Here is a 17,790-nt window from a genome sequence, read left to right on the forward strand (position 1 = left end):
GCCGGGCGGGGGCCGGGGCCTTCTCGGGGGCCTTCTCCGAGGTTTTCTGCGGTGTTTTCCCCGGGGCGGGGACCGACACGCTCAGCCGCGCCTCGATCCGCTCGACGCGCTGCAGCAGGGCCGACTCGGCGTCGCTGGCCGACGGCAAAAGCAGTCGCGCGCAGACCACTTCGAGCAACAGCCGCGGCGCCGTCGCGCCGCGCATCTCGCCCAGCCCGGCCTGCACGACCTCGGCGTAGCGGGTCAGGGTCGCCGCGCCGATGCGCGCGGCCTGCTCGCGCATCCGGTCCAGCACGTCCTCGGGCGCGTCCACCACGCCGCGGCTCACCGCATCCGGAACCGCTTGCAGCACAATGAGATCGCGGAAGCGCTCCAGCAGGTCGGTGGCGAAGCGCCGTGGGTCGTGGCCGGCGTCGATCACCGATTCGATCGCGCCGAACAACGCGGCGGCGTCCGATGCGGCCAGCGCGTCGACGGCGTCGTCGATCAGCGCAACGTCGGTGGCGCCCAACAGGCCCAGCGCGCGCTGATAGGTCACGTGCCCGCCCTCGGAGCCGGCCAGCAGCTGATCCAGCACCGACAGCGTGTCGCGCGGCGAACCGCCGCCCGCGCGGATCACCAGCGGGTACACCGCGTCGTCGACGACGACGCCCTCCTGCTCGCAGATCCGGCCGATCAGTGCGCGCATGGTGCGCGGCGGCAGCAACCGGAACGGGTAGTGATGCGTGCGCGACCGGATGGTCGGCAACACCTTTTCCGGTTCGGTCGTGGCGAAGATGAAGATGAGGTGCTCGGGCGGCTCCTCGACGATCTTGAGCAGCGCGTTGAAGCCGGCGGTGGTCACCATGTGCGCCTCGTCGACGATGAACACCCGGTAGCGCGACTGCGCCGGGGCGTAGAACGCGCGGTCGCGCAGCTCACGGGTGTCGTCGACACCGCCGTGGCTGGCGGCGTCGAGCTCCACCACGTCGATGCTGCCGGGCGCGTTGGGCGCCAACGCGACGCAGGACTCGCAAACCCCGCAGGGGGTGGCCGTCGGCCCCTGCGCGCAGTTCAGCGACCGGGCCAAAATCCGTGCCGACGAGGTCTTTCCGCAGCCGCGGGGCCCGGAGAACAAGTACGCGTGGTTGATGCGGCCGGCTTCCAGGGCCACCGACAGCGGCTCGGTGACGTGCTCCTGCCCCACCACCTCGGCGAAGGTTGCCGGTCGGTACTTGCGGTAGAGGGCCACGGTCAGCCAGGCTACTCAGCACCGGTGACTGGAGCGCGGCTGGCATTGACTCCGCGCCGGGGGCGCACGCCGCTCGCGCATTCGCACCGCCGGCGCAGAATCAAACCCGCGCGTCGGCCGCCGGGGACGTCAGCAGCGCCTCGGAGGCGGCCAGCAGCGCGCAGGTGGCCAGCCCGTCGACCGCGTCGCGCAGGTCGGGCAGCGAGGGGAAGGTCGGCGCGATCCGAATGTTCTTGTCGTCCGGGTCTTTTCGGTACGGGAACGTCGCGCCCGCCTCGGTCACCGCGATGCCGGCGTCCTTGGCCAGGGCGACGGTCCGCCGCGCCGTGCCGGGCAGCACGTCGAGGCTGATGAAATAGCCGCCCTTGGGGTCGGTCCACGACGCGATCTTGGAATCGCCGAGCCGCTTTTCGAGGATTTCGGCCGTCAGCGCGAACTTCGGCGCCAGGATCTGCTGGTGGCGCTGCATGTGCAGGCGCACCCCGTCGGCGTCGCCGAAGAAGCGCAGGTGCCGCAGCTGGTTGACCTTGTCGGGGCCGATCGACTTCTTGCTCGCGTATTGCAGATACCACGCGATGTTGCCCAGCGATCCGCCGAAGAAGCTGACACCCGCGCCGGCGAAGGTGATCTTGGACGTGGACGCGAAGATGTAGGGGCGGTTGGGGGTGCCGGCCTTGGCGGCCAGCCCGAGCACGTCGACCTGGCGGACGAAGTCGTGCGTCAGGGTGTGGACGGCGTAGGCGTTGTCCCAGAACAGCCGGAAGTCGGGCGCCGCCGTCCGCATCTGGACGAGCCGCCGGGCCGTCTCCCAGGAGTAGGTGATGCCGGTGGGGTTGGCGAACACCGGGACCGTCCACATCCCCTTGATCGCGGGGTCGGCCGCGACCAGCTCCTCGATCAGGTCGACGTCCGGGCCGTCCTGCAGCATCGGGACCGGGATCATCTCGATGCCCATCGTCTCGGTGATGGCGAAGTGGCGGTCGTAGCCGGGGACCGGGCACAGGAATTTGATGCTCGGTTCGTCTTTCCAGGGCCGCGGCGAATCGACCCCTCCGTGCAACAGCGAGAAGACGACGAGGTCGTGCATCAGCTCGAGGCTGGAGTTGTTGCCGGCGATCAGGTTTTGCACCGGAATCCCCAGCAGCTCCCCGAAGATGGCGCGCAGTTCCGGCAGGCCGTGCAGGCCGCCGTAGTTGCGGGTGTCGGTGCCCTCGGCGTCACGGTAGACGTCGCCGGGCAGGCTCAGCAGCGGGTTGGACAGGTCGAGCTGTTCCGCGGAGGGCTTGCCGCGGGTCAGGTCCAGGGCCAGCTTCTTGGCCTGCAGCTCCGCGTAGCCCTGCTGGTTGCGGGCGTGCACGGCGGCCAGCTCGTCAGGGCTGAGGGAATCGAACGACACCATGGGCCCTTTCGCTGTGAACGTTCGGGGTTCTTCGGGGCCTGCCCGGGTGTAGTGGCGATCGCAAGTGCGGCGGGGCCGGACGCAGCGGGTCGTCACCCATCAGGCCTAGGGGACCCCGCGCACCCGACAGAGCCCATTGACCCTTGCTGCCTTCCGGCCCTGGGGGAGTTCACAGGATAGACGCCGCGCGGGGTCCATGGCGAGTGTACGGCAACCGGCGGCCCCGGCCGGACACTCGGTTACCATGGCCACGGAGGATTCGCCTAGTGGCCTATGGCGCTCGCCTGGAACGCGGGTTGGGTTAATAGCCCTCGCGGGTTCAAATCCCGCATCCTCCGCCAAGCAGGGGCTCGTTCGGGATCGCCGAGCGGCTCACCACCAGCATGAGGAGGCGTATGGGGCGCAAGGTCGCCATACCGTGGCACGCGTCGTTCTCGATCGCTGCCGGCGTCCTCTACTTCTTCTTCGTGTTGCCCCGCTGGCCCGAGCTGATGGGCGACACCAAGCACGCGCTGGGGACGACGCTGCGGATCGTGACCGGCGCGCTGCTGGGCCTGGCCGCGCTGCCCGTCGTGTTCACCCAGCTGCGCACCCGCAAGCCCGAGCTGGGCACCCCGCAGCTGGCGCTGACGATCCGGGTCTGGTCGATCGTGGCCCACGTGCTGGCCGGGGTGCTGATCATCGGCACCGCGGTCAGCGAGCTGTGGCTCAGCCTCGACACCGTTGGGCAGTGGTTGTTCGGCATCTACGGCGCGGCCGCCGCGATCGGGGTGCTCGGGATCTTCGCGTTCTATCTGTCGTTCATCGCGGAGTTGCCGCCGCCACCGCCGAAACCGATCAGGCCGAAGAAGCAAAAGCAGCCCAAGAAGCGGGGGCTGCGCCGCAAGAAGCGCGACGAGACCGACGAGACCGACGAAGCCGGCGAGTCCGAGGAAGCCGGCGAAGAGGTGTCGGAAGAGGCCCCAGAAGCGGCCGAAGAAACCGAAGAAACCGAAGAAGCCACCGTCACCGCCGAGGAGCCCGCACCCGACGCGCCCACCGAAGGGGCGCCGGCGGCGACTTCGGAAGAAGCCACGGAAGCGGCCCGGGGTGGCCTGCAAAACCGCCGGCCGACGGGCAAGGGCACGCACCGCATGAGGCGCAGGCGCACCCGCGGCGGCGTCGCGCTCGACGAGTGATTCAGCTGTCGGCCCCGCTCAGCGGCGCCGGAGGCTTTCGACGTAGTCGGCCAGGCGGCGCCGCGTCTCGTCCGCGCCCCACAGCTTGCGCACCTCGTCGTCGATGACGCCGCCCTCGCGCATCCGCGCCAGGGCGGGCGCGCGCAGCTGAGCCTTGGTGTGCCGATAGGCGTCGGCCGGGATGCCCGCCAGGTCGGTCGCCTCCGCCACCGCCGCGCCGACGAGATCGTCCGCGACGACCCGGTGGGCCAGCCGGTGCGCGATCGCCTCGTCGCCGCGGTAGAGGCGCCCGCCCAGCAACACCTCCTCCGCGCGGTCGCCGCAGACGTGGCGCATCACCTCGAGCGCGGCGACCGGAAACGGCACCCCGACGCGGACCTCGGACGCCCCGATCTGGGCCTGGGCGCCGATCAGCCGGCGATCGCACGCGCACGCCAGCACGCAGCCGCCCGCGATGGCCGCCCCGTTGATCGCGGCCACGGTCGGCCCCGGGTAGGAGAACACCGCCGCGAACGCCTCGGACAGCGCCGGGACCAGCCGGTCGGTGTATGCCGCGCCCCCGTCGACGACGCGCTTGAGTTCGACGCCCGCGCTGAACGCGCGGCCCGCACCGGTGACGACGACCGCGCCGCCGCCGGAGCGCTGCAGCTCGCCGAACGTGTCGGTCAGCTCCTCGAGCAACTCGACGTCCATCGCGTTGACGCTGCCCGACGACAGGGTCAGCACCCGGATCGCGCCGGCGGCCTCGATCTCGATCACGGTGACACGATAACGACCGCCCACCGGCCGGCCGCCCGGGACGAGGCCGAATTTGGGATCGGTAGCGCTGCGCCGCGTCTGTACTTGCGCCCAGCGGCGCCAATGGGGCGGCGCACGAAGGAAGGAAATGCAGTGAAACGTCTCCTCGCGGGTGCGATAGGAACCCTCGCGGCTTCGGCCGCGCTGGTGGGCTGCTCGAGCGGCGGCCACACCGCCGCCCCGGCTTCGAGCGCGGCGCCCAGCGCCGCCGGTGGCACCGCGGCGCAAGTCAAGGTGGGCGGCACCGACCTGGCGGGCGTGAACCCGTCCTCGGTGACCTGCGTCCGGACGGGCGGCAAGATCAACATCGGCAGCGGCACCCCGGGCGCCCAGCAGGCGCTGGCGGTGGTCATGACCGACGAGGCCACCCCGAACGTCGAGTCGCTGGCCCTCGTGGTCGACGGCAACGCCCTGTCGGTCAGCAACGGCATGGGCGCGAAGGTCGGCTCGGCCAACGTCGCGGTGGACGGCAAGACCTACACCATCACCGGCCAGGCGCAGGGCGCCGACCTGAAGAACCCCATGGCCGGGCTGATCACCAAGGACTTCAACATCAAGGTGACTTGCGGTTGATCGATCGAACGCCGGGACGGCGGGCGTGCCTTCACTCGCATGCCCGCCGCCCCGGTTCCCCGGCGCGGGCACGACCGCGGACTTATGATGCAGCCGTGTCGATCCCCGGCGAACTCGAGAACGCCCGGCGACTGGCGTTCGCCGCCGACGAGACACAAGCCCGGGACCTGCTGCTGTCGCTGGTGCCGCTGATCGAGCGAGAAGATCGCGACGATCTCATGCTGGAAGTCCTTGCGCAGCTTGGCGAGATCTATCTCGCGCGTGGACAGAACAACGGCGTGCGCGAGTCCATCCGGCGCATCCGCGACTGCCTGGACAGCTACGCGGGCATGGCGGCCGACCCGGGCGCGGCGCACATGATCAGCCGGTACGCGCGCCGCGCACGGTTCCTGGAGACGGGCCTGGCGGCCGCCCTCGGCGACCACGAGGGCGCCGCGGCGGCGCTGGCGGCGTTGTGCGGCGACGACGGCCCGGGTGTCCCCGCTTTCGCCGATCTCGCCGATCTCGCCGACGAACACGCGTACCTTTGTGGCCACGCCCAAGTCTTGTGCGCGGGCGCGCTCTGCGACGACGACCTGCACGTCGACTCGGTCCCGCTGTGGGAGCGGGCGCTTGACGGGCTGGCCCGGCTTCCCGACGGCGAGCTCGCCGATCATCTCCTGGTGACCGCGGGCACCGCGTACGGCAGATTCTGCGTGGAGACGGGCCGATTGCCGGAGGCCGAGCGCTGGTTGCGCCGCGCGGGGGCCAGGGCCCAGACGCGAGGCTGGGAATTGGCCAGCGCCAGAACGCAATTGGAACGGGCGACGGCGCGCTGGTTGGTGGGCGACCATGCCACCACCGAGCAGCTGGTATCGGAGGCGCAGCCCGTCATCGCCCGGTACGCCCGGAGCCACGACATCGCGCGGTGCTGGCTGTACCTGGGACTCACCCGGCTGGGAGCCGGTGCGCTGGAAGCCGCCGACGAATGCTGGGAGCATGCAGAGCGGCACTGGCGCGAGTTGGGAAAGCCCTTACACCTGCACCGCATCCTGTTGCAGCGCAGCTGGATAGCGATCTTTTGGAGCCGCTTTGCCGATGCGGTCGAGCTGATCGCCCAGGCCCGGGAGCTCCTCGACTCGTCGCCGCGCAGCAGTTGGCTGCAGTACGCGCAGCTCGACAGCCACCTGGGCACGGTCTGGCGCGCGGACGCCCTCGCGGACCTCGGTTTCGACAGTTCGGGCGATCCCGACGAGTCGCTGCAGGAAACCGAGGCGCGACAGGCCGAGGGGCTGGGCATCCTCCGCGGCGAGGTCGGCACGCCCGAATACTGGCGCGCGATGACCAAGCTGGAGCAGGCCGCCGAGCTCAAGGTGCCGGCCGCGCTGGCGGTCGACTCGGTGCGGTATTCGATCGCCGACGCCGACGCGCGAGCCCGCTGGGCGAAGAGCATTTCGGCGCCGATACTGGCCGGCGCCTTCGCCGTCGCCTGGGAGTGGGAGAACACCCAACTGATCAGCGAACTGGTCGAATACCACAGCGCGCGCGGCACTTTCGACGCCGATCTGCTCCGGCCCGCGTTGGGCGAATGGGCGTCGGCGGCCACCGCCGCCGTACTCGTCGACACCGATGCGGAACCGGCCCCGGCGCTGGCCGCCGCCGGCCCCACGGCGCGCGGCGGCGGTTCGCTGACGCGGCTCGGGCCGTTGCCGCCGCTGCAGATGCAACCCGACAGCGCGCCGATCTTGAGTCACTACCGCACGCTGGCCTTCGAGCGCTATGGCCGCACCGTCACCGCGCCCGAACCGGCCTGGCGCACATGGCCATGAGCCAGACCCTGGTTCTGCGGTACGCCGACCTGGGCATCGCCACCTACGCCAGCCTGCGGCTGGTCGGGCACCCGGCGAAAACCGTCAACTGGGTGGTGGAGGAGCCGATCCTGCTCGCCGCCCTTCAGGAACTCGCCGAGGCCTTGCCCGAACCACGCGGCTCCGAGAGCCCGCGCGACGCGATCGAACGCGCCCTGGCGAGAGGCCCTTTCGCGGCACCGGACACCGAACTCACCGTCGCCTACATCCTGGGCGTGTTGCTGATCGACACGCGCGGGTGGCAGCTGCTGGCGGACTGCGCGGCTTCGACTTCCGGACCCCGCGCGTCGCTGTTCGTCTCGCCCAGCGCGCGGCTGGCGCGCGTCCCGTGGGGGCTGCTGGCGATGCCGAAATCCGGACCGAGCAAAGAGGAGCTGGTGCGCGCACGCCAGGACGCGATCACCGCCAGTGGCCGCGCCGCGGCCCAAATCCCTTGGCGGCTGGACGACATCGACGAGTTGACCGACGGCTATCGGCTGGTGGAACTGGTCGACGTGCTGATGGCCGCGCCGCCCAACATCGTGAACTCTTCCCGCGCGCCCACGAGCTTCGACGCCAGGCGCGATGGTCCGCCGGTGCTGGTCCTCGACCCCAGGGTGCCGGGGCAGCGGCCGGACTCCCCGCTCGGCTCCGTCCTCGGCAGGCCCTCCCCGCAAACGCCGTTGGCGCGGCACTTCGGCGAGCTGATGCGACGCCGGCCGGTGCTTCCGGACGTCGACGAAGCGGTCGAGCTGTTCCGCCGCGCCGATGCCGACCGCGCCTGGCTGGCCAAGCAGCTGGCCCGCAGCCCGAGCCGGCTCATGTACGTCGGCCACGCCAGCTCGGCGCACGGCCAGGCCGACCGGGCGGCCCTGCATTTGGCCTGCGCGGCCGCCATTCCCGGGGACGCGGAGGCGATCGGCGATCACCGCCCGCTGACCGCGTCGGACGTGATGTCGTCGCAGGTTCCCCTCCCGCCGCGGGTCGCCCTGCTCGCGTGCGGATCGGGCGGGGACTACCAATTCGACGAGGCGACCGGCCTGGTGGCGGCGATGATCCTGGGCGGCGCGCAATTGGTGACCGCCACGCTGTGGTCGCTGCCCACCTCCGCGGCCTACGGCCGGTTCGCGGGCGCCGAGGCCGATCCGATGTCCGATGTCGTTGTGGCCGTGGACGAGGCGCACGAAGGCGACGACGCCGGACGCGCGGTGAATCGGTGGCAACGCGCCCAGCTGCGGCGCTGGCGTGACGGCCGGGACGGCCGGGCCGCCGCGAGCCCGCTGTATTGGGGCGCCCTGGTCAGTTTCGCGGTGGACGGGGCGCGATAGCGCCCGCGGCCAGCACGGCCTCCTCGTCCCTAGGCAGCGAGAGTTCCTCGGGGGCAGCGGGATCGAACGCCACCAGGAGCACCAGCCCCGGCCGCAGCGTCGACACGTCCGGATCGCCTTCGGAGCGCGACAGTTTCCCGATGAACGTCTCGCCCGACACGGCCACCACCTCGACGAATACCTGGCGTTCACCGCCGACGGTGCACACCGTGCCGACTCCGACGGCCGGGCCCGCCGCGGTCCCGCCCCGCCCGAACGCGACTCCCGACACGAGCCTCATGAACTTCCTCATGACCACCAGGCTCCAACCGCCGACCCGCTACCGAACCCAACTTTTCGGCTGCCGATTTGCCGGCAATCCCCCTATCCTGTGCTGATGAGCGCGGACCCGCAGGTGGCGACCGCCCCGGGAAAGTGGGCGGTGGGCCACCCGCGGCGGCTGGTCATCGACCGGGCGTGGCGCGCGATCGGCCCCGGCGTCGAGGTGTTCAGCGGCGACGACGGCGGTCCGCTGACCCGGACCGTCAAACGCATCGTGGACCCCCTGGTCCTGCGGCTGCGATCCAACCCCCAGTACTCGGCCCCGGTCGTCACGCCGGAGGCCGCGGCGGCGATGCACGACCTGATCGTCGGCAGCGCGGACGAATTGCGTTCCGCCGCAGCCTGGTTCGACACGCTCAAGCTCGAGCGCCGCAGGCAGCGGATCCGCACCGGCAACGCCCAGGAGCTGTACTTCCCGGTGTGCTTCGAGCTCGCCGTCACGAAAGGCCCTCCGGCGCCGCAGGATAGCGAGACGGCGGCGGCGGTGCTGGCGGACGTTCACCAGGGTCGCGACCGCACCGCGATCGAGGTGCTGCACCAGTACGTGGGAAGCCCGGAGGTCGTCGGCCGCCTCGCCGATCAACTCGACCGCAGCTGGGGCGACGTGCGCGCCACCGAGGCCGTCACCGGTCCGTTCCTGGCCGAGCTCGCCACGGTGCTGGGGCCCGCCAACGGCCACCGCGCCGCGGCGACCCGGCAGCGGGTCTGGTCGGCCGTGATCGCCGACGCGACCCCCTACAACCTGGGTGCCCTGGCGCGCACGCGGCCGGGCGGGCTGCCGTGGTCGATCGTCGAGCTGGGCCTGAGTTCGGTTGAGCCACAACGTCAGCCGGGCATCGTCGGCGGATCGGACAGCGACCGCCCGCTGGACCGCAGCGTGGTGGACCGGGTGCGCGCGACGTTGCGGCGCGCGCTGGACCGCGACGCGCTGCCCGACATCCCGCTGCTGTGCGAGGAGGAGGTCGACCGGTCCGCCGCGCCCTGGGGGCTGCTGTCCGAGGACAAGCAGGCCACCCTGGTGGCCGGCATCGAGGTCGCCGTCGAGCTGGCCCCGCTGGACCCGACCGCCGGCAGCCGCTACGCGCTCGCCGCGCAGATCCAGGCCCGGCTGCGCAAGGAGGCCTACGTGCTGCACGCCCGGCGCTACCTCGTCGAGGGCGGCCCGATCCACCCGCGGCAACAGCAGGTGGTCGACGACCTCGCCGCCTACGCGCAGCCGTACCTGAGCCGGCTGTGGGCGCGGCTGCACGGACGCGACGTCTGGCAGGAGCCCTGCGACGACGTCGACGAGGTGCGCTCCCTGCTCGAGGGCGTCGCCCGGTCGGTGAGCCTCGACCATCGGCAACGGATCAAGTCGATGCTGGAATTGCAGGTGGCCGGATGAGATTGGTCGCCGACTCCGGTCTGTGGTCCACCGGACCCGCCGCCGCCGAAACGCCGCTCGCGGCGGTGCTGGAAGTCAGTGGCGCGGTGCTGTCCTGGGCGATTGACGAGCCGGCCGGCCCGTCCGGCCCAACCGGCGAAGGGGCCGCCACGATCACCTTCATCGATCTCGCGCGCGCCGACTGGCTTTGGCGGGTGGTCGGTGAGGCCGGGCACGTCGCGCTGGCCGCCGCGCTGACCCGCGAGACGCCACAAGACATCGACCTCGCCGGCGTCGACATCGTGGCGGGATCGATCGAACCGCTGCGCCGACTGGCGATCGGCCATTGGCTGCGGCGGTGGTGGCCCGCGAGCCGGCGCGACGGGATCGCCGGGCTGGACCGCGCGCTGCTCGACCTCGAGGTCGCGCTGCTGACCTCCGGCGCGCAGGGCTACTTCAGCGACGACACCCTGGATTCGGACATCGCGGGGCTGCTGGCACCGCACGCGCCCGCCCTGGCCGCGCACGCGCGCGACGGCGATCCGCGCGTCGTCGAGGTGGTGCGCGCCGGGGCCGGGCTCGCCGACGAGGTCGGGGTGGACGCCGACGGCTGGCCGGAACTTTATGCGGCCCTGGATGATTCGGGCACGGTTCTCGCCACAGAGCTGGCCCAGCCGAGCGGACGCCGCGACGACTACGCGCTGGCCGCCGGGGACGCGGCGGCTTCCCCGGGCACCGTCCCGATCGCGCAGGGCGTCGCGTCGATCCAGTGGGGCGCCGTACCGCCGGGGATCTTCGACGCGGGCGAGGACACCGTCGAATGGAGCGTCGAGGCGACCGGCACGACGGTCGTCGCCGCCGTTCGGGCCGCCGTCATCGGGTCCGACCCGGCCACCGGCGTCGCGGTGCGGCTGCGCTCCGGGGCCATCGGCGGCGCCGGAGTCCTGGACGCCGAGGGCGGCACCACCCTCCCCTTGCTCGACGACCAACGCCGGCCGGTGACGGAATCGGCGGCGTGGGACCACGATTGGGCGACCACGGCGGTGGTCGTCGGCGCCCAATCGTCTCAGGCGTCCGAGACGCGCGAAACGCGGGAGCGGATCCGCCGCTGGGCACGCTCCCGCTTGGACCGCCCACCCCACGACGCCTTCCTGGCCGAGATCGTGGCCTCGGAATCTGCCTATTAGGCCTACTAAGAACCCCGGGCATTCCCTATGCTGAGCGAGTGCCAAACAACTATCGCGTCGTCCAGTGGACCACCGGGAACGTCGGCAAGAGCTCGCTGAAATCGATCGTCGCCAACCCCACCCTGGAACTGGTGGGGTGCTTTGCGTGGTCGCCGGACAAGGTGGGCCGTGACGCCGGCGATCTCGTCGGCATCGCGCCCACGGGGGTGAAGGCGACCGACGACGTCGACGAGCTGCTCGGCCCGAAACCGGACTGCGTGGTCTACAACCCGATGTGGATCGACGTCGACGAGCTGGTCCGCATCCTGTCCGCCGGGGTCAACGTGGTGACCACGGCGTCCTTCATCACTGGGCACAACCTCGGCGAGGGCCGCGACCGTATCCTCGAGGCCTGCCAGAAGGGCGGCTCGACGATCTTCGGGTCCGGCGTCAGCCCGGGCTTCGCCGAGCTGCTGGCCATCGTGTCCACCATGGTGTGCAACAGGATCGACAAGGTCACCGTCAACGAGGCCGCGGACACCACCTTCTACGACTCGCCGGACACGGAGAAGCCCGTCGGCTTCGGCCAGCCGATCGACCACCCCGACCTGCCGCAGATGGCCGCCAAGGGCACGGCGATCTTCGGTGAGGCGGTGCGGCTGGTCGGCGACGCGCTCGGCATCGAGCTGGACGACATCCGGTGCGTGGCCGAGTTCGCCCAGACCACGGCGGACCTCGAGATGGCGTCGTGGACCATCCCGGCGGGCTGCGTGGCGGGCACCTACATCAGCTGGCAGGGCATCGTCGGCGACAAGACCGTGATCGACCTGAATGTGCGGTGGCGCAAGGGTCAGACGCTCGATCCCGACTGGAAGATCGAGCAGGACGGCTGGGTCATCCAGATCGACGGGCAGCCGACCGTGACGACCAAGGTCGGTTTCCTGCCGCCGCCGTACTTCGAGGCCACGACGATCGAGGAGTTCATGGATCTCGGGCACATCATGACGGCGGTGCCCGCGATCAACGCGATCCCGGCCGTCGTCGCCGCGGCGCCGGGCATCGCCACCTACGCCGATCTTCCGCTGACGGTGTCGCGCGGCTTCGTCAAGACCTGAAGCTAAGCCCGCGCCGGCGCCGCGCGCCGAGCCGGTTTGGCCGGTTTGGTGTAGGCGGCACCGAGCCGCGGCACCTCGAGCGGACCCTGGTGGCGGGCGGCCTCGATGGCGTTGCGCAGCGGGCCGGCCAGGCCCGCGAACGATCCCATGTCGAACAGCAACGGGGTCAACAGCCGGTTGTGGACGTACCCGAAGGCGCTGCCGGTTTCCGGGTCGGCCCACCCGAGGGTGCCGCCCAGGCCGACGTGCCCGAAACCGCGGAGCAGCCCGGGGACCGGCGATTCGTGGTAGCCCAGGTGAAACGGCATGGGCACCACCATGTTTGCGTCGGGCCACTTGCGTTGCGACTGCCCCGCCAGGCCGCGGGCCAATTCCCCGGACAGGTACTTCTTGCCGTCGACGCGGCCGCCGTTGGCCAACACGGCGTACATCTTGGCCAGGCCGCGCCCGGTCACCACGCCGTTGGCCGCCGGCACCTCGCCGTCCAGGAACGGGGTGTCCCCCTTGACCAGCGAGACGACCCCCGGGAAATACATCGCGCCGAGGGCGCCCGAGAACGGTAGGCCGGCCAGCTTGGGCGCGAGGAAGTTGAACACCGGCGCGCGCAGTTTGCCCTGCGGTATCAGGATCTGCGCCGCGGTGGTCGGCGCCCCTTCGGGCGGGCGGCCGAGGTGCAGGCCGTCGGTGTCGAGCGGGCGGGCGACCTCCCGGCGGATCAACTCCCTCATGCCCTTGCCGGTCACCGCCCTGGCCAGCCCGGAGAGCAGCCATCCATAGGTGAGCGCGTGATAGGCCTGCACGCCGCGCAGATGGTCGACGGGCGCGGCGGCCAGCCGCTCCTCCATCAGGGCGTGGTCCATCAGCTCGGCCTTGGTGACGCCCTTCAGGTGCGACAGCCCGGATCGGTGGCGCAAGACGTCGCGCACCGTGATCTCCGCCTTGCCGTTGGCCGCGAACTCGGGCCAGTACGCGGCGACCGGTTCGTCGTAGGACAGCAGGCCCCGGTCGGCCAGGCGATGGATCACCGTCGACGCGACGCCCTTGGTCGCCGAGAACACCATCGCGCCGGTGTCGGCGGTCCAGCGCTGGGTTCCGGCCCGGTCCGACCACCCGGTCCACACGTCGACCACGGGCACGCCGTCGATGTAGACGCTCAGGGCTCCCCCGCCGAACCGGCGACCGGGGAACAGCCGGGAGAACAGCCCGACGACGTTGGCGAAGTGGGGGTCGGCGGCGCCGGACACGCCGCGCGGCAAACCGTCTTCGGTGACCAGAAGGTCCCGTCCCGGCGCCATCACGAAAGTGAAGCTACCAGCCGGGTGGGTCTCACTCCGGCGGTCGGCGAACGTCGTCGTCCGGGGTGGTGTCCGGGGGCGACGCGTTGAGCCACTTCCGCAGCCGAACCAGCTGGTTGGCCACCATGGCGATGCCCAGCAGCATCAGCACCACCACTATTGCCACCACGATCGCGGTGCTCACGATCTCCATGATGGCTGATCGGGGTCCGGGTTTCGGGATCGCCCGCCGCAGGGTAGTTATCACCAGCACACCCAACTTGCAGGAGGGCAGGAGCCATGAGCGGCGCGGACAAGCTGAAGAACAAGATCGAGGATGTCGGGGGCCGGGCCAAGGAGGCCGTCGGGAAGGCCACCGGTGACCCCGACACCCGCAACGAAGGCCGGGCGGACCAGGCGAAGGCCAGCCTGAAGGACGCCGGCGAGAAGGTGAAGGACGCGTTCAAGAAGTGAGGATCAACGCAGCGCGTCGGCTCGCGGCGGCACTGGCAGCGACCGCGGTAGTCGGCGCCCTGAGCACCTTGGCCCCATTTGGCGCGGCGCCCGCGGCGTCCGCCGAGCCGTGCCCGGACGTGGAGGTGGTGTTCGCCCGCGGCACCGGCGAGCCGCCCGGCGTCGGCGGTATCGGCGGGGCGTTCGTCGACGCGCTGCGCGCGCAGCTCGGCGGCCGGTCGCTCGGTGTCTATCCGGTCAACTACCCGGCCAGCAGCGACTTTCAGAATCCCGACTTCCCGGTGACGGTCATCGACGGCATCCGCGACGCCGGCGCGCACATCGAGTCGATGGCCGCGAGCTGCCCCAACACCCGGGAGGTGCTCGGCGGATATTCGCAGGGCGCGGCGCTGGCCGGCTACGTGACGTCGGCGGCGGTGCCCAAGGGCGTGCCGCCCGAGGCGGTGCCCCCGCCCATGCCCCCGGAGGTCGCGAAGCACGTCGCCGCGGTGACGCTGTTCGGGACGCCCTCGGGCGACTTCCTCGCGAAGTACCACGCGCCCTCGCTGGTCATCGGCCCGCTGTATCAGCCCAAGACCCTCGAGCTGTGCGCCGCCGGCGACCCGGTCTGCAGCGACGGCGGCGACCCCGTCGCCCACACCGCCTATGTCGCCAACGGCATGACGGGCCAGGCCGCGACCTACGCAGCGACCCACCTGTAGTCCCGCCGAAGGACCGCAGCAGAATCGCAGCATGCACGTTCTGGTCACGGGCGGCACCGGGTTCGTCGGCGGATGGACCGCGAAGGTCATCGCCGACGCCGGGCACTCCATCCGGTTCCTGGTCCGAAATCCCGATCGGCTGCACACCTCGGTCGCCAAGCTGGGCGTCGACGTGTCGGACTTCGCCGTCGGGGACATCACCGACCGTGTCTCGGTCCGGGAGGCCCTGCGCGGCTGCGACGCGGTCGTGCACAGCGCGGCCCTGGTTGCCGTCGACCCCCGGCAGACCAATGAGATGCTGACCACCAACATGCAGGGCGCGCAGAACGTACTGGGCCAGTCCGTCGAGCTGGGCCTGGACCCGATCATTCACGTGTCCAGCTTCACCGCGCTGTTCCATCCGGGCCTTCAGCTGCTGACCGCCGACCTGCCGGTGGTCGGTGGGGCCGACGGGTACGGCACGTCCAAGGCACAGGTCGAGATCTATGCCCGCGGCCTGCAGGACGCCGGGGCGCCGGTGAACATCACCTATCCCGGCATGGTGCTCGGCCCGCCGGCGGGCGACCAGTTCGGTGAGGCCGGCGAGGGCGTCAAGGCGGCGCTGCAGATGCACGCGATCCCGGGGCGCAGCGCCGCCTGGCTGGTGGTCGACGTCCGCGACCTGGCCGCGCTGCACGCCGCCCTCCTGGAGCCGGGGCGCGGGCCGCGCCGCTACACCGCGGGCGGTCACCGGGTTCCCGTGGCCGAGCTCGCGTCGATGCTCGGCGAGGTCGCCGGGACGCCGATGGTCGCCGTTCCCATCCCCGACACCGCGCTGCGCGTCGCGGGCGCGGTGCTGGACCGGGCGGGCCGCTTCCTGCCCTTCGACACGCCGTTCACCGCGGCGGGGATGCAGTACTACACGCAGATGCCGGCATCGGACGACTCGCCCAGCGAGCGGGAACTCGGCATCACCTACCGGGACCCGCGGGACACGGTGGCCGACACGTTCGCGGCCCTCTAACCGCGAGGCTGTAACTACCGACGCCCTCTCTCGGGAAACGCGTTGCCGGTTGCAGTTTCGCGAGCCCGGGGCGGAGGATCGACGGATGAAGACCGTCACCTGTACCAACGCGAAGCTCGAGGTCGCCGACCGGCCGACGCCGACGCCGGGCAAGGGCCAGTTGCTGATCGAGGTCCTCCGCTGTGGCATCTGCGGATCCGACCTGCACGCGCGCCACCACTGCGACGAACTCGCCGACGTGATGGCCGAGTCGGGGTACGACGCCTTCATGCGGTCGGACCAGCAGGTGGTGTTCGGCCACGAATTCTGCGGCGAGGTGCTCGATTACGGGCCGGGCACCCGCAAGGCCCCGCGCCGCGGCGTGCGTGTCGTCGCCCTGCCGCTGCTGCGCCGCGGCAACGAGGTGCACGGGATCGGGTTGTCGACACAGGCGCCGGGCGCCTACGCCGAGCAGCTCCTCGTCGAGCAGTCGCTGACGCTCACGGTCCCGAACGGGCTGCCGCCCGCGGTGGCCGCGCTGACCGAGCCGATGGCCGTCGGGTGGCACGCCGTGCGGCGGGGCGAGGTGCGCAAGGGCGACGTCGCGATCGTGATCGGGTGCGGCCCGATCGGCCTCGCGGTGATCTGCATGCTCAAGGCGCACGGGGTGCGCACCGTGATCGCCAGCGACTTCTCGGCGGGCCGGCGCGCGCTGGCGACCGCCTGCGGCGCCGACATCGTCGTCGACCCGGGCCAGGACTCCCCCTACGCGACCGACGCGAGCCGCAAACACCTGCAGGGCATCCTCGAGGCGTTCGACCTGGCGGTCGGCACGATCGAGAAGCTCCAAAAGCTGCGGCTGCCCTGGTGGCACTTCTGGCGCGCCGCCGAGGCGGCCGGCGCCGCCACGCCCAAGCACCCCGTCGTCTTCGAATGTGTCGGCGTCCCAGGCATTATCGACGGCATCATCGCCGGCGCGCCGCTGTTCTCGCGCGTCGTCGTGGTCGGCGTCTGCATGGGCGCCGACCACATCCGGCCGGCAATGGCGATCAACAAGGAGATCGACCTGCGGTTCGTGCTCGGCTACACCCCGCTGGAGTTCCGCGACACGCTGCACATGCTCGCCGACGGCAAGGTCAACGTCGCGCCGCTGATCACCGGGACGGTCGGGCTGCCCGGCGTGGCGGCCGCGTTCGACGCGCTGGGCGATCCCGAGGCCCACGCCAAGATCCTGATCGACCCCAAGAGCGACGCCGCGACCCCGCAACCGGTCGGCTGAACCGCAGTCGCGATAGAGGGCGACGGCTTTCGCAGGGTTCTATGCGGGCACTTTCGCCGCGATCTGGTTCGCGACGTCGACCGCCGAGTTCTTGGGGTCGCCGCTGCACGTGTTCACGTCGACGACGACGTTGTTCTTCGCGGTGAGCGCCCGGCCGCACGCCTTCCACCCCGAGGAAGGGGCGTCTTGCAGCGTCGTAACGGTGCTCAGCACCCCGTTGGCATTGGATATCGCACCCACCGTCCAGTGCGTCCTGGACTGGACGTGGGTGTAGTCGTGACAGGCCTGCCACTGCTGGGCGGAGGCGCCGAAGAAGGCGCTTGCTTGTTTGGCGGTGGGGAACAGCACCACGGCCTGTTCGGCGAAATGGGTCAGGTTATCGCCCTCCTGGAGGCCGAGGGTCTCGTCACGCAGGGCGCTGAAACCGCTCTTGGCGTAGACCTGGGCTTGCGCCGAGCCGTCGATGGCCAGGCACTCCCTGGGTGTCATCGTGGCGCTGTCGTCGGACATTTCGTCGCGGCTGTTGGTGACCTTCATATCGGCCGCGCCCATGGCGGAGTTGATCTGCTCGGGACTCAGCAGGAATCGCTTCAGCGCATCCGCCGCGACCGGGGGCGCAACCTTGGCGGTGGTGGTTCGCGTCGTGGTGGGCGCTTTGGCGGCCTGGTCGGGCTGGCCGTGACAACCGGCGCCGACAATGCAGATGCCGGCGACGGCCGCTCCGGCGACGAATCGGCGCATGTTTTTCCTCCCCATTCCCCACCCATTCCCCACCCATTCCC

At 71.1% G+C, this 17,790-nt stretch carries 18 protein-coding genes, 1 tRNA gene and 1 other RNA gene; 12 read left to right on the top strand and 8 right to left on the bottom strand.

Features of this window, described 5'->3' with window-relative positions; all coding sequences use genetic code 11:
• The 3 genes from BST11_RS24730 to ffs all read right to left on the bottom strand — a co-directional run.
• Positions 1 to 1,231, bottom strand: a 1,231-nt coding sequence (locus tag BST11_RS24730; protein ID WP_083140869.1) for a DNA polymerase III subunits gamma/tau, incomplete at its 3' end; no start/stop codon positions are given.
• Between the two features lie 100 nt (positions 1,232 to 1,331).
• The gene (locus tag BST11_RS24735; RefSeq protein WP_142276546.1) at positions 1,332 to 2,627 is read right to left on the bottom strand and encodes an aspartate aminotransferase type Ic; all 1,296 of its coding nucleotides are present in this window, start codon (positions 2,625 to 2,627) and stop codon (positions 1,332 to 1,334) included.
• Between the two features lie 107 nt (positions 2,628 to 2,734).
• An RNA gene (ffs, locus tag BST11_RS24740) (signal recognition particle sRNA small type) lies at positions 2,735 to 2,829 on the bottom strand.
• A 53-nt stretch (positions 2,830 to 2,882) separates the two neighbouring features.
• On the opposite strand from ffs, the gene BST11_RS24745 reads away from it, so the two are divergent.
• Positions 2,883 to 2,971 (top strand) — tRNA-Ser (locus tag BST11_RS24745).
• A 54-nt stretch (positions 2,972 to 3,025) separates the two neighbouring features.
• Complete coding sequence (gene lucA / locus BST11_RS24750) at positions 3,026 to 3,808, top strand: lipid uptake coordinator LucA (RefSeq protein ID WP_083140871.1); 783 nt, start codon at positions 3,026 to 3,028, stop codon at positions 3,806 to 3,808.
• 18 nt (positions 3,809 to 3,826) lie between these two features.
• Here lucA and BST11_RS28225 read toward each other — a convergent pair whose 3' ends face one another.
• On the bottom strand, positions 3,827 to 4,567 hold the full coding sequence (locus BST11_RS28225) for an enoyl-CoA hydratase/isomerase family protein (protein ID WP_244897773.1): 741 nt from the start codon (positions 4,565 to 4,567) through the stop codon (positions 3,827 to 3,829).
• A 132-nt stretch (positions 4,568 to 4,699) separates the two neighbouring features.
• On the opposite strand from BST11_RS28225, the gene BST11_RS27345 reads away from it, so the two are divergent.
• The 3 genes from BST11_RS27345 (at position 4,700) to BST11_RS24770 (ending at position 8,333) form a co-directional block, all read left to right on the top strand.
• Positions 4,700 to 5,179 (top strand): lipoprotein LpqH, encoded by a 480-nt coding sequence (locus tag BST11_RS27345; protein WP_211284783.1) that lies wholly within the window; start codon positions 4,700 to 4,702, stop codon positions 5,177 to 5,179.
• Between the two features lie 95 nt (positions 5,180 to 5,274).
• Positions 5,275 to 6,987: a hypothetical protein gene (locus BST11_RS24765; RefSeq protein WP_083140872.1), complete on the top strand. Its 1,713-nt coding sequence runs from the start codon at positions 5,275 to 5,277 to the stop codon at positions 6,985 to 6,987.
• Positions 6,984 to 8,333, top strand: a complete 1,350-nt coding sequence (locus BST11_RS24770; protein WP_372509697.1) for a CHAT domain-containing protein — start codon at positions 6,984 to 6,986, stop codon at positions 8,331 to 8,333. Before BST11_RS24765 ends, BST11_RS24770 begins: the two co-directional genes overlap by 4 nt.
• Here the strand turns inward: BST11_RS24770 and BST11_RS24775 are convergent.
• Positions 8,305 to 8,625 carry a hypothetical protein gene (locus tag BST11_RS24775; RefSeq protein ID WP_142276548.1) on the bottom strand — a complete coding sequence of 107 codons (321 nt, stop codon included), beginning with the start codon at positions 8,623 to 8,625 and terminating at the stop codon, positions 8,305 to 8,307. The two genes, BST11_RS24770 and BST11_RS24775, sit on opposite strands and share 29 nt — an antisense overlap.
• A gap of 84 nt (positions 8,626 to 8,709) precedes the next feature.
• Between BST11_RS24775 and BST11_RS24780 the strand changes: the two genes are divergently transcribed.
• Genes BST11_RS24780 through BST11_RS24790 form a run of 3 tightly spaced genes read left to right on the top strand, consistent with a single transcriptional unit; the run spans position 8,710 to position 12,298 of the window.
• Positions 8,710 to 10,038, top strand: a complete 1,329-nt coding sequence (locus BST11_RS24780) for a hypothetical protein (protein ID WP_083140883.1) — start codon at positions 8,710 to 8,712, stop codon at positions 10,036 to 10,038.
• On the top strand, positions 10,035 to 11,204 hold the full coding sequence (locus tag BST11_RS24785; RefSeq protein ID WP_083140874.1) for a hypothetical protein: 1,170 nt from the start codon (positions 10,035 to 10,037) through the stop codon (positions 11,202 to 11,204). The genes BST11_RS24780 and BST11_RS24785 overlap by 4 nt, the downstream gene beginning before the upstream one ends.
• Positions 11,205 to 11,242: 38 nt before the next feature.
• Positions 11,243 to 12,298: an NAD(P)H-dependent amine dehydrogenase family protein gene (locus tag BST11_RS24790; protein ID WP_083140875.1), complete on the top strand. Its 1,056-nt coding sequence runs from the start codon at positions 11,243 to 11,245 to the stop codon at positions 12,296 to 12,298.
• 2 nt (positions 12,299 to 12,300) lie between these two features.
• Here the strand turns inward: BST11_RS24790 and lipL are convergent, their stop codons facing one another.
• Both lipL and BST11_RS28040 read right to left on the bottom strand, forming a co-directional pair.
• Positions 12,301 to 13,593: an esterase/beta-lactamase LipL gene (lipL, locus tag BST11_RS24795; protein ID WP_083140876.1), complete on the bottom strand. Its 1,293-nt coding sequence runs from the start codon at positions 13,591 to 13,593 to the stop codon at positions 12,301 to 12,303.
• 31 nt (positions 13,594 to 13,624) lie between these two features.
• A complete protein-coding gene (locus BST11_RS28040) occupies positions 13,625 to 13,777 on the bottom strand; it encodes a hypothetical protein (RefSeq protein ID WP_165609391.1) in 153 nt (50 codons plus the stop codon).
• Between the two features lie 95 nt (positions 13,778 to 13,872).
• Between BST11_RS28040 and BST11_RS24800 the strand changes: the two genes are divergently transcribed.
• The 4 genes from BST11_RS24800 to BST11_RS24815 all read left to right on the top strand — a co-directional run bounded on the left by BST11_RS24800 (position 13,873) and on the right by BST11_RS24815 (position 17,008).
• A complete protein-coding gene (locus tag BST11_RS24800) occupies positions 13,873 to 14,046 on the top strand; it encodes a CsbD family protein (protein WP_083140877.1) in 174 nt (57 codons plus the stop codon).
• Positions 14,043 to 14,747, top strand: coding sequence for a cutinase family protein (locus BST11_RS24805; RefSeq protein ID WP_083140878.1), 705 nt, complete (start codon positions 14,043 to 14,045; stop codon positions 14,745 to 14,747). The genes BST11_RS24800 and BST11_RS24805 overlap by 4 nt, the downstream gene beginning before the upstream one ends.
• A gap of 31 nt (positions 14,748 to 14,778) precedes the next feature.
• Positions 14,779 to 15,750 carry an SDR family NAD(P)-dependent oxidoreductase gene (locus tag BST11_RS24810; protein ID WP_083140879.1) on the top strand — a complete coding sequence of 324 codons (972 nt, stop codon included), beginning with the start codon at positions 14,779 to 14,781 and terminating at the stop codon, positions 15,748 to 15,750.
• 85 nt (positions 15,751 to 15,835) lie between these two features.
• Complete coding sequence (locus BST11_RS24815) at positions 15,836 to 17,008, top strand: zinc-binding dehydrogenase (RefSeq protein ID WP_083140880.1); 1,173 nt, start codon at positions 15,836 to 15,838, stop codon at positions 17,006 to 17,008.
• Between the two features lie 39 nt (positions 17,009 to 17,047).
• Here the strand turns inward: BST11_RS24815 and BST11_RS24820 are convergent.
• On the bottom strand, positions 17,048 to 17,790 hold a 743-nt coding region (locus BST11_RS24820), incomplete at its 5' end, for a sensor domain-containing protein (protein WP_342351741.1).

This window comes from Mycobacterium alsense, from assembly GCF_002086635.1.
Classification (GTDB): domain Bacteria; phylum Actinomycetota; class Actinomycetes; order Mycobacteriales; family Mycobacteriaceae; genus Mycobacterium; species Mycobacterium alsense.